Origin of the sequence: Paraburkholderia kirstenboschensis (genome assembly GCF_904848585.1) — a bacterium.
In the GTDB taxonomy this organism is placed as follows: domain Bacteria; phylum Pseudomonadota; class Gammaproteobacteria; order Burkholderiales; family Burkholderiaceae; genus Paraburkholderia; species Paraburkholderia kirstenboschensis.
Window position 1 is genome coordinate 84,624 of sequence record NZ_CAJHCR010000002.1, and the last position, 14,462, is coordinate 99,085.

Consider the following 14,462-nt stretch of genomic DNA (forward strand, 5'->3'; position numbering starts at 1 on the left):
AGTTTCACAGCCCGATTATACCTTCTGAGCATACTTCAACCGGGTAGAAACAAGGGTTAACCCCATCGAAAAATACAGAGAGTCAGGAGCAGACAATGAACGCCAAAGTGTTCGAAACGAACGAAGTGCAGGCCCTTCTCAAGGCCGCCGCCAATCTTGGTTGCGAGGACGGCAATGCCCGCACCAAGGAGATTACCCATCGCTTGCTGGGCGACCTCTTTAAGGCCATCGACGACCTCGACATCACCCCCGATGAGATTTGGGCAGGTGTGACCTACTTCAATAAACTCGGACAAGACGGCGAAGCCGCGCTTCTGGCTGCTGGCCTCGGTCTGGAAAAGTATCTCGACATCCGGATGGATGCGCAGGACCTGGAGGCAGACATTCATGGCGGCACGCCGCGAACCATTGAAGGGCCGTTGTATGTCGCTGGCGCGCCGGTGCGTGACGGTGTATCGAAAATCGATGTCAATCCTGACGAAGACGCTGACCCGCTCATTATCCATGGCACTGTGACTGGGCTCGACGGCGAGCCCGTGGCGGGCGCAGTGGTCGAATGCTGGCACGCCAACTCGAAGGGCTTCTATTCGCATTTCGACCCGACCGGCGCACAGAGCGAGTTCAACCTTCGCGGCGCGGTGCGAACCGGTGCCGACGGCAAGTATGAATTCCGCACACTCATGCCGGTGGGCTACGGCTGCCCGCCGCACGGCGCCACGCAACAACTGCTGAACATGCTTGCCCGGCACGGTAATCGTCCGGCGCACGTGCACTTCTTCGTTACCAGCGATAAAACGCGCAAGCTGACGACGCAAATCAACATCGAAGGCGACCCGTTGATTTGGGACGACTTCGCCTATGCCACTCGCGAGGAACTCGTTCCTCAAGTCGTCGACAAGACGGGCGGCATTGCCCTGGGTCTCAAAGCCGATGCGTACAAAGAAATCCAGTTCGACATCGCGCTGAGTCCACTGATTAAGGGTAAAGACAACCAGCTCGTCAATCGCCCGCGGGCATCAGCTGCGGCGTAACCGCTCGACACGGCGGCTTTCTGACCGGCTAGCCGCCTGATTCTCGGCATAAATCATTGAGCCGATGCAAGGGCTCGTCCGCGGAGTCCGCATAGGGAGAGCAGACATGTGTGCAACTATCGACAAGGCGTTGAAGCTGGAAGACCTGCTGAGCAACGCCGTGCAGGATGACAAAGAAAACGGTGTTTTCCGTTGCCGTCGCGACATCTTCACCGATGCCGATTTGTACGAACTCGAGATGAAACATATCTTCGAGAGTAACTGGGTTTATCTGGCGCACGAAAGCCAGATTCCTGATAACAACGACTACTACACCACGTGGATTGGTCGCCAGCCGATAGTTGTCACGCGCGACAAAACCGGTGAATTACACGCGGTCATCAATGCCTGCGCGCACAAAGGTGCAATGCTGTGTCGTCGCAAGCACGGCAACAAGAGCAGCTTCACCTGCCCTTTTCACGGATGGACGTTCTCGAACGCCGGCAAGCTCCTGAAAGTAAAGGACGAGAAGACCACCGAATACCCTGTGCAATTCAACAAGCAAGGCTCACACGACCTGAAGAAGGTTGCGCGCTTTCAGAACTACCGGGGTTTCCTGTTCGGCAGCCTGAATGCCGACGTCATGCCGCTCGAGGATTACCTCGGTGAGACGAAGGTCATCATCGACCAGATCGTTGCGCAGGCACCGGACGGCCTGGAAGTACTGCGCGGGAACTCCTCGTATATCTACGACGGCAACTGGAAGATGCAGATGGAGAACGGCTGCGACGGTTATCACGTCAGCACCGTCCACTGGAACTACGCCGCAACGATGGGCCGACGCAAGGACGAAGGCACCAAGGCAGTGGATGCGAATAGCTGGAGCAAGTCGGTCGCCGGGGTGTACGGATTCGAGCACGGTCATATCCTGCTGTGGACCAACACCATGAACCCGGAAGTGAGGCCGGTTTATCGGCATCGCGACGAAATCACAGCGCGCGTCGGCGAAGACAAGGGGAAATTCGTCGTCAACCAGACCCGTAATCTGTGCCTTTATCCCAACGTTTTCCTGATGGACCAGTTCAGCACGCAGATTCGTGTGGTTCGTCCGATTAGCGTCGACAGGACCGAAGTCAGCATCTTCTGCTTCGCCCCCAAGGGTGAGAGTGCCGAAGACCGCGCGACCCGCATTCGCCAATACGAAGATTTCTTCAACGTATCGGGCATGGGGACCAGTGACGACCTCGAAGAATTTCGCGCGTGTCAGGCCGGGTACGCCGGTTCAACGACGATGTGGAACGACCTCTCGCGCGGTGCTCCGCTGTGGATTCACGGACCGGATGAAAACGCGAGAAGCATGGGCTTGAATCCGCTCATCTCTGGAGAACGTAGCGAAGATGAGGGCCTCTTTGTGGTCCAGCACGAATACTGGTTGCAGGTGATGCGCGAAGCCTTGCGAAAAGAACAAGCGGAGGCGACGGTATGAGCTTCGACTATCAAAAACTCTGTCGCGCCCTTTATCAGGAAGCCCGTTTCCTGGATGACCGTCAATGGGACGAGTGGCTCGCCTGCTACACAGAGGACGTCACTTACTGGATGCCGGCGTGGGACGACGATGACACGCTGACGGAGGACCCGCAGAGGCAGATCTCGTTGATGTACTACGCAGACCGGGGTGGCCTCGAAGACCGCGTATTCCGCATCAAGACCGAACGAAGCGGCGCTTCGATGCCAGAACCGCGCACGAGCCACAACGTGACCAATGTGGAAGTGCTGGCTGAGCGTGATGGCGAAGTGGACCTTCGATACAACTTCAACACGCTTATTCACCGCTACAAGATTACGGACCAGTTCTTCGGCACGATGTACGTAACCTTGCGCACGGTCGACGACCGTCTGCTGATTTCCAGCAAGAAGATTGCACTTAAGAACGACTATATCCGACAGGTGCTCGACGTCTATCACGTTTGATGCCACCGGTCGGATAGAGACAAGGAAGTAGGAGACAACATGTCCAGCTACAACATTGCACTGAACTTCGAAGACGGAGTGACCCGCTTCGTCGAATGCAAGGCCGGCGAGAAGGTTCTCGATGCCGCCTTTCGCGCCAGGATCAACTTGCCGATGGACTGCTCTGACGGCGTATGCGGTACCTGCAAATGCCGGGCGGAGAGTGGCAGCTACGATCTGGGCGATGACTACATAGAGGACGCGCTTACCGACGACGAGAAGCAGAGCGGTCTCGTCCTCACATGTCAGATGGTTCCCGAGAGCAATTGTGTCATTGCGGTCCCGGCATCGTCGACGGCCTGCAAGACCGAGCAAAGCAAGTTCGCCGCCACGGTCACAAAGGTCGAGGAGCACAACGACGCGGCCGTCGTGCTCGAGATGGACGTGGACGGCGTCCCGCCCGTCTTCCTTGCCGGTCAGTACGTCAACATCGATGTACCCGGCAGCGGCGAACATCGCTCCTACTCGTTCTCATCGTCGCCCGGCGAATCGAAAATCAGCTTTTTGATCAAGAAGATTCCCGGTGGCGTAATGAGCACCTGGCTCGAATCGGCCCAGCCTGGTAACAAGGTTCAGCTAACCGGACCGATGGGCATCTTCTATTTGCGTCCTGTCAAACGGCCCTTACTGTTCCTCGCAGGCGGCACGGGGCTCGCCCCGTTCCTGTCGATGCTGGAAGTACTGGCCAGTGCGAACTCTCAGCAGACGGTGCACCTCGTCTACGGCGTGACCCGCGACCTCGACCTGGTGTTGGTCGAGGCCATCCAGGCATACACGGAAAAACTTCCCAATTTCACGTTCAGCACCGTTGTGGCTGCGGCCGAATCCAGCCACCCGCGCAAGGGCTGGGTGACCCAGCACATGCCCGCCGAATGTCTGAACGACGGAGATGTCGACGTGTACCTGTGCGGCCCGCCGCCGATGGTGGATGCTGTACGCAAATACTTCGACGAAAACGGTGTAGAGCCAATGAGCTTTCACTACGAGAAATTTACCCCCAACGCAGCACTGGTGGACTCATGAACGCGCAAAGGTTCGAAGGCAAGGTGATGGTAGTCACGGGAGCGGCGCAGGGAATCGGGCGCGGCGTCGCCCTGCGTGCAGCATCGGAGGGTGCGAAAGTGCTGTTGGTGGACCGCGCCGAGTTTGTCTCCGATGTCGCCGCCGAAGCGATTGGTGCCCAGACAGCCGGCTTCGTCGCAGACCTCGAGACGTATGAAGGTGCAGCTTCGACAATGGCTTTCGCGGCGCAAAAGTTTGGCCGGATCGACATCCTCGTCAATGCGGTGGGCGGTGCCATTCGCATGCGGCCTTTCGCGGAATTCGAACCGGCCCAGATCGATGCTGAAATCCGCCGTTCCCTGATGCCGACCCTGTATGCGTGCCATGCGGTTCTCCCTCAGATGCTGATGCAAGGCCGGGGAACCATTGTCAACGTCTCATCGAATGCCACACGAGGTATTCGCCGCGTGCCCTACTCGGCTGCCAAGGGTGGCGTCAATGCGCTAACCCAGTCGCTCGCGATGGAGTACGGCGAACGCAACATCCGCGTGGTCGCTGCTGCCCCGGGCGGGACAGATGCGCCTCCGCGACGCGTGCCTCGCAACGCAGCCGGAGATAACGACCAGGAAAGGGCCTGGATGAGCGAAGCCGTGAAGCAGGTGGCTGAGTCCAACTTCTTCAAGCGCTATGGGACGCTTGAAGAGCAAGTCGCGCCGATTCTCTTTCTTGCATCCGACGAAGCTGGCTACATCACGGGTGCCGTGTTGCCGGTTGCCGGCGGCGACAACGGCTAGAGCCATGAATCCAAATTAGTCTGGAGACGCCGCAATGAAGGAACGCAAAGCCGTCGTGCCGGCCGGAATGGAAGCGGTGTACGAAAGAATTCGCTACGCTCCCGCGGTCAAGGTCGGAAGCACCATATACGTGTCTGGCCAGATTGGTCGCGACGACAAGATGAAACTCGTTGAAGGTCGCGAAGCCCAGACAGTTCAAGCGTTCGAGAACCTGAAGAAAGTACTCGAGTGTGCAGGTGCTTCGCTGAGCGACGTGGTGGACGTCACCACATTTCACACCGATATGCGCGACTTACCATTGTTCATAGAAATACGTGACCGCTATCTCACGACGCACCCTATGCCGGCATGGACGGCCATCGGCGCGCACATGCTCGGGGGCACAGCCGGTTATATCGTTGAAATAAAGGCTGTCGCTGTCCTGCCCGATTAACCGTGGAGCGACCAATTTCCCGAAACACCGAGTCAACGTGTCTGGCGAAAGTAGCCGGCAAGGTAGCCGGCAAGCAACCCGCTATGCTGCTGCAGTACTGCCTGGTCGAGCGGACGACGCGGCAGGATTGGGGATTGTGCCCGACTACGACGAGCCCTTCATCGCAGTCAGCCAGAAGTACAACCACGGAAAAGGCCGACTGCCCGACCAACTCATTGGGGGCGGCACGTTTGCCGTAGCGAACACATCCGCGGCGAAATAGTTTGACTTGCTGACGCCACTCCGTACAATAGGCTTCATGCTGCAGTGCAGCATTTCACCTTTCCGCCATGCTGACGCCTGTCTGGTTCACTCGTGGCCCTGCCGCCTTACCTTTCGGAGTTATGAATGACCACATTTACCCCCCAGCAGTTGATTGCCGCGCAGCAAGCGAACGTTGAAGCCTTTTCTGGCGCGCTCAACAAGGCATTCGCAGGCTTCGAAAAGCTGGTCGCGTTGAACTTGCAGGTCAGTAAGGCGGCTCTAGCCCAAAGCCAGGAAATCGTGATCAAAGCCGTTTCGGCGGGCAATCCGGGCGCTCTGTTCGCATTGCAAGCAGGCCTTTCACAGCCGGTTGCAGAAAACGCGGTGGCGTACGGCCGTAGCGTTCATGAAATCATGACCGAAGTTGGAAGCGACATTTCGGCCGCTGCGACAGCGCAAGGCGAAAAATTGCAGCGCGACACACAAGCGTTTGTCGAAGGCCTTAAAAAGAACGCGCCCGCTGGAAGCGAATCGGCTATAGCTGCGTGGAACTCCGTCTTCTCTGCGACGAACGCGACCTACGAATCGGCCAGCAAGGCTGCGAAGCAGTTCGTCGCTACGGTGTCCACCGTACAGTAAGACCGCGGCCTCTTACCGCACTTGCAGGTCGACAAATGCGAACTTCGGTTCGCATTTGTCCTTCCGGCATTGGTGGGTATATCGGGAAGCACGTTAAGCGACCGCACAAGGCCTTTCCGCAAACAGCATCAAGCTACGATTGATTCAACGGATGCAGCATGGACGACCGATTCGATAGACGAGAACTGTTACTCCATCTTGGCGACATTCTCCACGCTTTGAACTATCTGACCGCCAAGGCCAAACCCGGCATCTCTGTGACGCAAGTCCTGCAGAAAGACGATGCCTTGCAGACCTTCGAGTTCCTCCGCGCATTAGCGCCGCAGATGACGGTTGCAGAGTTCGGCGCAGGGGTCGCCAGTGCGTTCTCCCAATGGCCGAAGGAACTGCTTGAGACGGAGCTAAATAGGGACGCGCTTGCCTCAGCCGTTAAGGACAACCTTTTTCAGGGCAACGTTGACGGCTGGAATGCATACGTCGCTCACATTGGAAAGGATGTGCCCTGGTTTGGAATCGGGCCTTCCGAAGTGAAGGGGGCCGAATTGCCGGAGCCGGTGAGCCGAGCCGCAGGTGAGACGACGACAGCCGAGGCCAGCGCCCACGTTCTGTCAGCCGTCGGAGCTGACGTACATAACGAAAAAAGGGGCTGGCCATGGCCAGAGCCAAGGTTGACGTCCTGAAGCAGGAAACCGGCGCAGTCAGCGCGCAGGTTGGAATCGGTTTTCATGGACCCATGCCGCATCGAGAATATCGATGCCCATGAAATTCCGCATCTTTAGCCATCCTGATCGATTCTCTAAACGGTGCCTGATGTAGTCCCGGGCCACACCGCTCCAACGCTTCTTCGATTCAACGCCGCAGCGACAAACCGCGAATGAATTGAAATACCCATTACGCAACAGTCCTTCTTATTAGCGACCAAGTTGTGGATCGCCTCGGGAAAGCACCGAGCGCATTTTTCCAAAAATCGTTTGACGGCATTATTGGCTCGTATATGCTGGCTTATAGGCGTTCGCCTTCCGCTCATCGTAGAACATCTGCTTATGGTTTTGCGCTGCAGCGAAATCGCTTCACAGCGGTTGCAGGCGATCATCCCAACGTCCTGTTTCTTTAAACGCCCCGTGCGAATGAGCAGGCCGTTCAATACTTTCAACGTTGCCAGTCGAGTGTAATCGTGAGAGTCCGTGGCCCTTTGGTGAGATGGAACCGCAGTCAGGCGAGTTGTCCTCGCGCTGACGGCGCCATCGCCGACGGCAGCAGCGGCAGCCTTGCGTTCCGCCGCTTCGTGTCCGTCTTCACAATCCTTTCGCGTCGTTCGGTTCGACGTCACAACTCTATCTCCGCCCGCGCCTTCATTGCTGTGCGTACGGACGAAGTCGCCTCGCTGTTGCCCTAGCGCCTCCCTCTTTTTCGCCGTTGGGTTCGTCCGTTTGCGCGAGCGCGTTCGCTTGAGCCGCGCGTTTGCGCATGTGCGGTGCTCAATGCCGTCCACGTGTCTCGCACATGTCGGCCCGGCTGTGCATCGCACCGGGCCTTATCGAACGGCCAACCTGATCGTCACGCGCGGCGCGTTCCGTTGACGACGACCGCCTGCCCTGCTCCGGCGGCTTGACGCGTCGCGTCTGGCTGTGGACTGGTGCCGCGCTGACATTTACGGTGCTCATGCTGCGTCGCGCATCTGCTGCGTCCCGCGACTGAACAAACACGTCAATTCGTTATGCGAAACAAAGCTCTAATCGGCATTACTGCCGATCGAACGACGACAGGCGCTCATCCTTCGCACGTGGTCGGTGAGAAATACATTGCTGCAATCGTCGACGGGTCGCAGGCGCTGGCAATGCTGCTGCCTGCGCTGGGCGAGCGTCAGTCCACGGAAGATGTACTGGCCACTGTCGACGGTCTGTTCTTCACCGGCAGTTATTCGAATCTCGAGCCGCACCTTTACGGCGGCGAGCCCAGTGTGTCGGGCACGCTGCACGACGCGGCCCGCGATGCGACGACGCTGCCGCTGCTGCGTGCCGCGATTGCGGCGGGCGTGCCGGTGCTCGCCGTATGCCGTGGCTTGCAGGAAATGAACGTGGTGTTCGGCGGGACGTTGCATCAACGCATTCACGCGATCGCGGGCTTCAGCGACCATCGCGAGAACAAGGCGGAGAGCCTCGACCTGCAATACGCACCGTCTCATACGGTCTCGCTTACGCAAGGTGGCTTGTTGCAGCGGCTTGCGGGCGGTGCAAACGAAGCACGCGTGAACTCCTTGCATGGCCAGGGCATCGAGCAGTTGGGCATGGGTCTCGTGGTCGAAGCCACTGCGCCGGACGGACTGATCGAAGCGGTGAGCGTGAACGGTGCGCGCGCTTTCGCGCTGGGCGTGCAGTGGCACCCGGAGTGGAAGCATGCGAGCGACTCGCTCTCCACCGCGATCTTTCGTGCGTTCGGCGATGCGTGCCGCGAACGCATGCGTGGCAAACACGCGAGCCGGCAGTGACACCCCGCTTGCCGCCGCCAGGCAGGCCTGCGCGAGAGCGCAACAATACAGAGAGAAAATCATGTATGACATCGACGAATTTCTGAAGAAGAATCACGTCACCGAAATCGAAGCGATCATCCCGGACATGGCGGGGATTGCGCGCGGCAAGATCATTCCGCGCAGCAAGTTCGAGTCGGGCGAGTCCATGCGCTTGCCGCAGGCCGTGATGATCCAGACCGTCACCGGAGATTATCCGGACGACGGCACACTAACCGGTGTCACCGACCCGGACATGGTGTGCGTGCCCGACTCCAGCACGATACGGATGATTCCATGGGCCGTCGATCCGACCGCTCAGGTGATTCACGATTGCGTTCACTTCGACGGCACGCCCGTGGCCATCTCGCCCCGCCGCGTGCTGCGCCGTGTGCTCGAACTGTACAAGGCGAAGGGCTGGAAGCCGGTCATTGCACCCGAGCTCGAGTTCTATCTGGTCGATATGAACAAGGACCCCGATCTGCCGTTGCAGCCGCCCATTGGCCGCACGGGGCGCCCAGAGACAGGACGTCAGGCCTACTCGATAGAAGCCGTCAACGAATTCGACCCGCTTTTCGAAGACATCTACGAGTATTGCGAGGTTCAGGAACTGGAAGTCGATACGCTGATTCATGAGGTGGGCGCCGCGCAAATGGAGATCAACTTCATGCATGGCGATCCGCTCAAGCTCGCCGACAGCGTGTTCCTCTTCAAGCGCACGGTACGCGAAGCGGCATTGCGTCACAAGATGTACGCCACTTTCATGGCCAAGCCGATGGAAAGCGAGCCGGGCTCGGCCATGCACATGCATCAAAGCCTCGTCGACGGGGAAACCGGCCACAATCTTTTTACCGGCGCCGACGGCAAGCCCACGTCGCTCTTCACCAGCTACATAGCGGGCTTGCAGAAATACACGCCCGCGTTGATGCCGATTTTTGCGCCGTACATCAACTCGTATCGGCGCCTCTCGCGCTTCATGGCCGCGCCGATCAATGTCGCGTGGGGGTACGACAATCGCACAGTCGGCTTCCGCATTCCGCACTCGGGGCCGGCCGCGCGCCGCATTGAAAACCGTATTCCTGGCGTGGACTGCAACCCGTATCTCGCCATAGCGGCGACGCTCGCGGCTGGCTACCTCGGCATGACACAAAGGCTCGAAGCTACCGAGCCGCTGCTGAGCGACGGATATGAGTTGCCGTACCAACTGCCGCGCAATCTCGAAGAGGGGCTGACATTAATGGGCGCTTGCGAGCCCATTGCAGAAGTACTCGGCGACAAGTTCGTGCAGGCCTACCTTGCATTAAAAGAGACCGAATACGAAGCGTTCTTTCGCGTGATCAGTTCATGGGAACGCCGGCATCTGCTGCTGCACGTTTAAGGCGAACGCGAACGCAGATGTGAGAAAAACTGGAGGCAGTATGAGCTACAGAACGGAAGACATTGCTTACGTGCAACCCGCCGAACCGGCGGCAAGCACACCCACCGCGCAGCAACGCAGCACCGCCGAGTATCGCGCGCTCGATGCCGCGCACCACATTCACCCGTTCTCCGATATGGGCGCGCTCAATCGCAGTGGCAGTCGCGTTATCGTGAAAGCCCACGGCGTGTACTTGTGGGATTCAGAAGGCAGCAAGATCATCGACGGCATGGCGGGCCTGTGGTGCGTCAATGTCGGCTATGGGCGCAAGGAACTCGCCGATGCGGCGTACAGGCAAATGCAGGAATTGCCTTACTACAACACGTTTTTCAAAACCACTCACCCGCCAGTAATCGAGTTATCGGCTTTGCTTGCGGAACTTGCGCCGGAGCCGTTCAATCACTTCTTCTACTGCAATAGCGGGTCGGAAGGCAACGATACGGTGCTGCGTATCGTCCATCGATATTGGGCGACGCTAGGCAAGCACTCGAAGAAGGTCGTGATTTCCCGCAAGAACGGCTACCACGGCTCGACAATCGCAGGCGGCACGCTTGGCGGCATGGAGTATATGCACGAGCAGATGCCGTCGAAAGTCGAGAACATCGTGCATATCGATCAGCCATATTTTTTCGGCGAGGCGAAAAGCGATCAGACACCGGAAGAGTTCGCGCTGGCGCGGGCGCAACAACTCGAAACGAAGATCCTTGAAATAGGCGCGCAAAACGTGGCAGCGTTTATCGGTGAGCCTTTCCAGGGCGCGGGCGGCGTGATCTTTCCGGCGTCAACGTACTGGCCGGAAATTGAGCGTATCTGCCGCAAGTACGACATTCTGCTCGTCGCGGACGAAGTCATTGGCGGCTTCGGCCGCACCGGGGAATGGTTCGCCCATCAACATTTCGGTTTCGAGCCCGATCTCATCACAATGGCGAAAGGGCTCACGAGCGGTTATGTACCGATGGGCGCGGTCGGGCTGAACGACCGGGTCGCCAAAGCCATTGTCGAAAACGGCGAGTTCAATCACGGCCTGACATACTCGGGCCATCCGGTGGCCGCCGCCGTTGCGGTAGCAAATCTGAAGCTGCTGCGCGACGAAAAGATTGTCCAACGCGTCAAGACCGATACGGGACCCTACTTCCAGAAGAAACTGCGCGACACCTTCGCGCACCATCCGATTGTCGTTGAGATTGCGGGTGCCGGACTCGTGGCGGGATTGCAGCTCGCGGAAGAGCCCGCATCGCGCAAACGCTTTGCCAATGGCGGCGATGTGGGCGGCGTTTGCCGGGACTTCTGCTTCAACGGCAATCTGATCATGCGTGCGAGCGGCGACCGTATGCTGCTGTCGCCGCCGCTCGTCATCACCAGACAGGAAATCGACGAACTTGTTTCGAAGGCCAAGAAGGCGATCGACGCGACGGCACAGCAACTCGGCATTTCTTAACGTTAGGTCCTACCGGCATGGGTAAACGCATTGCACGCATGCCGGTAAAGGGGGTTTGAGGTGCAGTGGAACGGAAAACCGGGTTAAGGAATTTCACGAGTCACTGTCTGCGGGATCACGTAAGGGTCGCAACTCACCCTTGGCCACCGCTTCGGGCATCGAGAACGAGTACCGCCCCAGCATGTTGATATGCTCGTGCAACAGTGGCGATAGCCGTGCCACATCGGCATCCTCTACCACGTAGCCTTCCCCCTGCAACTGGTTCAAGGCTGCCTCGATGTAAATCGTGTTCCACAACACGATCATGTTGAGCACGAGGCCGAGTGTGCCCAACTGGTCTTCCTGACCCTCGCGGTAATGCTGGCGCAGTTCGCCGCGCTTGCCGTGAAAAACAGCACGCGCGACGCTATGGCGACCTTCGCCGCGGTTGAGCTGTGTCAACGTGGCTCTGCGTTTCGCTTCGTCATCGATGTAGGTCAGCATGTGCAACGTTTTGTCGATGCGTCCGAATTCAGCGATCGCTTGCGCGAGTCGCGTCGGCCGGTCGCCAACCTGGAGCGTGCGCATAACGCCGGTAGCGGCCACCCGGCCGAGCTTGAGCGAGCCGGCCAGTCGCAGCATGTCATCCCAATGCGGTTCGATCTTCTGCAAACTGAGGTGATGCGCCGAGACTGGATTAAGCAGGCCGTAGTCGGCCTGGGCATCGAACCGCCAGAAACGCGTGCCACCAACATCGGCCAGCCGCGGACTGAAGCGGTAGCCGAGCAGGCGGAACAGTCCGAACACCACGTCGCTGTAGGCGCCGGTGTCCGTCATGATCTGCGTTGGTTGAAGGTCAGTCTGCTGTTCGAGTACTACGGCCAGCAGGATCAGGCTGTCTCGCAACGTACCGGGAACGGTAATATCGTTCAGGCCAGAGAACTGATCCGACAGCAGGTTGTACCAGGTGACGCCGCGCCCGACGCCGAAATATTTCGGGTTTGGGCCGGCGTGCACCGTGCGGACCGGGACCACGAAGCGCATGCCGTCGGCCGACGCCACTTCGCCGCCACCCCACAAATTAGCCAGCACAAGACGACTTTGTGCGGCGACCAGTGTCGCATTCGCCGCCGTCAGCGTGTCGTCTCGCAGGTAGTTCTGATCTACCCAGGACAGCCGGTCACGCTCGAGCTCCGGCACGTCGTTGCGGATCAACCGCTCCAGCCCGGTGTTGCAGGCTTCGGCCATCAGCACTGCACACAGGCTGATGCGCAGGTCGGTCGCGCGCGCGGTGCGTTCCGAGATGTGGGTGAAAGCGTCGGTGAAGCCGGTACGCGAGGCAATTTCCAGAATCAGCTCCGGCAGGTCCACGCGCGGCAGCATGCCGGCCACCTTCTTGCGCAACTCGAGCAGTGAAGCCGGTTCGTCCAGCTTGTCCAGCGGACTGAGCACCAGCTCGTGCTTGTCGCCAGCCATGTCGAAGCGTACTGCCGGGTTGTCGGGCAGCCTGGCTGCCACCGCACGGTAGGTCCGATCCAGTTCGGTTGCCAGGGCGGTCAGCGTCGGCTCGTGGCCGGCCGACAGCCCGAGGGTCCGGCAGATGATCGGGCGGGTAGCCTCCCATTCAGCACCTTCCAGCAGGCCGGCACGTGGATCGGCATAACGCCAGCTCGGCGCTACGAATACGTCACGGCGCTTCAGGGCAATCTGTAGCTCTTCCAGCACGCAGAACGTGTACGCATGGAAGTCAACGGTGCCGTCTTCATTCACAACATGCCGCTGCCAGGATTTGCTGACCACTTCGCGCGGAGCATCGTTACCGGGGTTCTTGCGCGTCATGTTGGCCTGCAGCCATTCGCAGGCGGCGACGATCGGCTTGCCTTCAGCATTCGCGCCGAAACGGATGTGTTCGACCAACGCCGGCAGGTAGCGTCGCACGGACCTGTATTTGGCATCCAGCTCCTGGAAATACACATTGTCGGCCGGCCGGATCAGGGCGTTGACGCCTTCGAGTGCTCGCATGAGCGTGTCACGCGGAATCTTCTCAAACAACGTTGCGCGCAGCTCGGCATCGGGCAACCCGGTATCCAGCAGCATCTGACACGCGTGGGCGAGGGTCGCCGCCGCCTGATCCAGATCCTTGAGGGTGTGCAGCCGTGCCTTCTTGTCGGCCTTGATAGCATCGCCGAACAGCTCGCGCAGGAGCGCTTCCAGCAATCGAAAACCCTGTCAGGTAGCGATTAATACCCGGATATTATTGACACGCTATTTATATCCGGATATAAATAGCGTGTTGCTTCAGCGCCTAGGTCAATACCGTGACAGACATGTTTCCCAGTTCCTACACAGCCTTTAATGGTCATCGACGTATCGCGTCGGGCTCTCCGCATACAGTCGCCTTGGTGGTCAAGCAGGCAATCGAAAGTGGGGCAAGCGACCCTGTCCTGATCTTCGATGACTCCACCGGGCGCTCGGTCGACATTGATACGAGGGGTTCGGATGAGGAGGTGGTCGCTCGCCTGGCACAACCGCCGGCAACCAGCAAGGATGCAGAAGCCGCACTATCCGAACGGCCCGATCAGGCTGCTCCTGCCCACGTCGGCGCAGATGCTCGCGTTGGCGAGCCCCGTGGTCGCGGCCGTCCGAAGCTAGGCGTAGTACCGCGCGAGGTAACCCTTCTGCCGCGCCATTGGGAATGGCTGGCGACGCAACCCGGCGGTGCCTCCGTGGCGCTGCGCAAACTGGTTGAAGAAGCGAGACGCACACGTGGCGAGAAAGACAGATGCCGCCGGGCGCATGAGCGTGCTTACCATTTCATGTCGGCCATGGCCGGAGACATGCCGGGTTTTGAAGAGGCTACGCGCGCGCTCTTTGCGAATGACGAACCACGCTTTCGCGAACTAATTGGCGCGTGGCCCGATGACGTGCGCAACCACACGATCGCGCTCGCCTTCGGGGAGGACTGCAACACCTTCCCGTCAACACTCTGAT

Annotated in this window: 13 protein-coding genes and 1 pseudogene; 13 read left to right on the forward strand and 1 reads right to left on the reverse strand. The window is 59.1% G+C overall.

From position 1 onward, the window contains the following. Positions 1-95 precede the first annotated feature (95 nt). The 12 genes from catA to JMY24_RS07125 all read left to right on the forward strand — a co-directional run bounded on the left by catA (position 96) and on the right by JMY24_RS07125 (position 11,492). Positions 96-1,031, forward strand: a complete 936-nt coding sequence (gene catA / locus JMY24_RS07075) for a catechol 1,2-dioxygenase (protein ID WP_128597725.1) — start codon at positions 96-98, stop codon at positions 1,029-1,031. A 106-nt stretch (positions 1,032-1,137) separates the two neighbouring features. Beyond that, positions 1,138-2,496, forward strand: coding sequence for a Rieske 2Fe-2S domain-containing protein (locus tag JMY24_RS07080; RefSeq protein WP_128597726.1), 1,359 nt, complete (start codon positions 1,138-1,140; stop codon positions 2,494-2,496). Next, positions 2,493-2,981: a benzoate 1,2-dioxygenase small subunit gene (gene benB / locus JMY24_RS07085; RefSeq protein WP_128597727.1), complete on the forward strand. Its 489-nt coding sequence runs from the start codon at positions 2,493-2,495 to the stop codon at positions 2,979-2,981. Before JMY24_RS07080 ends, benB begins: the two co-directional genes overlap by 4 nt. A gap of 39 nt (positions 2,982-3,020) precedes the next feature. Further along, complete coding sequence (gene benC, locus JMY24_RS07090; RefSeq protein WP_128597728.1) at positions 3,021-4,043, forward strand: benzoate 1,2-dioxygenase electron transfer component BenC; 1,023 nt, start codon at positions 3,021-3,023, stop codon at positions 4,041-4,043. Then, on the forward strand, positions 4,040-4,816 hold the full coding sequence (gene benD, locus JMY24_RS07095; RefSeq protein WP_128597729.1) for a benzoate diol dehydrogenase BenD: 777 nt from the start codon (positions 4,040-4,042) through the stop codon (positions 4,814-4,816). The genes benC and benD overlap by 4 nt, the downstream gene beginning before the upstream one ends. 34 nt (positions 4,817-4,850) lie before the next feature. Next, entirely contained in the window at positions 4,851-5,249 is a 399-nt protein-coding gene (locus JMY24_RS07100) for a RidA family protein (RefSeq protein ID WP_128584284.1), read from the forward strand. A 387-nt stretch (positions 5,250-5,636) separates the two neighbouring features. After that, complete coding sequence (phaP, locus tag JMY24_RS07105) at positions 5,637-6,131, forward strand: phasin family protein (RefSeq protein ID WP_128584285.1); 495 nt, start codon at positions 5,637-5,639, stop codon at positions 6,129-6,131. 158 nt (positions 6,132-6,289) lie between these two features. Further along, the gene (locus JMY24_RS07110; protein ID WP_128597730.1) at positions 6,290-6,811 is read left to right on the forward strand and encodes a hypothetical protein; all 522 of its coding nucleotides are present in this window, start codon (positions 6,290-6,292) and stop codon (positions 6,809-6,811) included. 494 nt (positions 6,812-7,305) lie between these two features. Continuing rightward, positions 7,306-7,527: a hypothetical protein gene (locus tag JMY24_RS38290; RefSeq protein ID WP_236597343.1), complete on the forward strand. Its 222-nt coding sequence runs from the start codon at positions 7,306-7,308 to the stop codon at positions 7,525-7,527. Positions 7,528-7,848: 321 nt separating this feature from the next. After that, positions 7,849-8,619, forward strand: coding sequence for a gamma-glutamyl-gamma-aminobutyrate hydrolase family protein (locus JMY24_RS07115; RefSeq protein ID WP_128597731.1), 771 nt, complete (start codon positions 7,849-7,851; stop codon positions 8,617-8,619). Between the two features lie 61 nt (positions 8,620-8,680). Further along, positions 8,681-10,015, forward strand: a complete 1,335-nt coding sequence (locus JMY24_RS07120; RefSeq protein WP_201701673.1) for a glutamine synthetase family protein — start codon at positions 8,681-8,683, stop codon at positions 10,013-10,015. A 40-nt stretch (positions 10,016-10,055) separates the two neighbouring features. Then, on the forward strand, positions 10,056-11,492 hold the full coding sequence (locus JMY24_RS07125) for an aspartate aminotransferase family protein (RefSeq protein ID WP_201701674.1): 1,437 nt from the start codon (positions 10,056-10,058) through the stop codon (positions 11,490-11,492). A gap of 93 nt (positions 11,493-11,585) precedes the next feature. On the opposite strand, the pseudogene JMY24_RS07130 reads toward JMY24_RS07125, so the two are convergent. Further along, positions 11,586-13,688, reverse strand: a pseudogene (locus JMY24_RS07130) (Tn3 family transposase); the annotation flags it as partial. A gap of 110 nt (positions 13,689-13,798) precedes the next feature. On the opposite strand from JMY24_RS07130, the gene JMY24_RS07135 reads away from it, so the two are divergent. Continuing rightward, a complete protein-coding gene (locus tag JMY24_RS07135) occupies positions 13,799-14,461 on the forward strand; it encodes a DUF2239 family protein (protein ID WP_128597732.1) in 663 nt (220 codons plus the stop codon). The last annotated feature ends 1 nt before the right edge of the window (position 14,462 follow it).

What these genes read in the sequence shown, in the direction of transcription:
- benC (WP_128597728.1), top strand. Translation starts at nt 3,021, where the DNA reads ATGTCCAGCTACAACATTGCACTGAACTTCGAAGACGGAGTGACCCGC.
- JMY24_RS07120 (WP_201701673.1), top strand. Translation starts at nt 8,681, where the DNA reads ATGTATGACATCGACGAATTTCTGAAGAAGAATCACGTCACCGAAATC.
- JMY24_RS07080 (WP_128597726.1), top strand. Translation starts at nt 1,138, where the DNA reads ATGTGTGCAACTATCGACAAGGCGTTGAAGCTGGAAGACCTGCTGAGC.
- JMY24_RS07135 (WP_128597732.1), top strand. Translation starts at nt 13,799, where the DNA reads ATGTTTCCCAGTTCCTACACAGCCTTTAATGGTCATCGACGTATCGCG.
- catA (WP_128597725.1), top strand. Translation starts at nt 96, where the DNA reads ATGAACGCCAAAGTGTTCGAAACGAACGAAGTGCAGGCCCTTCTCAAG.
- JMY24_RS07115 (WP_128597731.1), top strand. Translation starts at nt 7,849, where the DNA reads ATGCGAAACAAAGCTCTAATCGGCATTACTGCCGATCGAACGACGACA.
- JMY24_RS07110 (WP_128597730.1), top strand. Translation starts at nt 6,290, where the DNA reads ATGGACGACCGATTCGATAGACGAGAACTGTTACTCCATCTTGGCGAC.
- benB (WP_128597727.1), top strand. Translation starts at nt 2,493, where the DNA reads ATGAGCTTCGACTATCAAAAACTCTGTCGCGCCCTTTATCAGGAAGCC.
- phaP (WP_128584285.1), top strand. Translation starts at nt 5,637, where the DNA reads ATGACCACATTTACCCCCCAGCAGTTGATTGCCGCGCAGCAAGCGAAC.
- benD (WP_128597729.1), top strand. Translation starts at nt 4,040, where the DNA reads ATGAACGCGCAAAGGTTCGAAGGCAAGGTGATGGTAGTCACGGGAGCG.
- JMY24_RS07125 (WP_201701674.1), top strand. Translation starts at nt 10,056, where the DNA reads ATGAGCTACAGAACGGAAGACATTGCTTACGTGCAACCCGCCGAACCG.
- JMY24_RS07100 (WP_128584284.1), top strand. Translation starts at nt 4,851, where the DNA reads ATGAAGGAACGCAAAGCCGTCGTGCCGGCCGGAATGGAAGCGGTGTAC.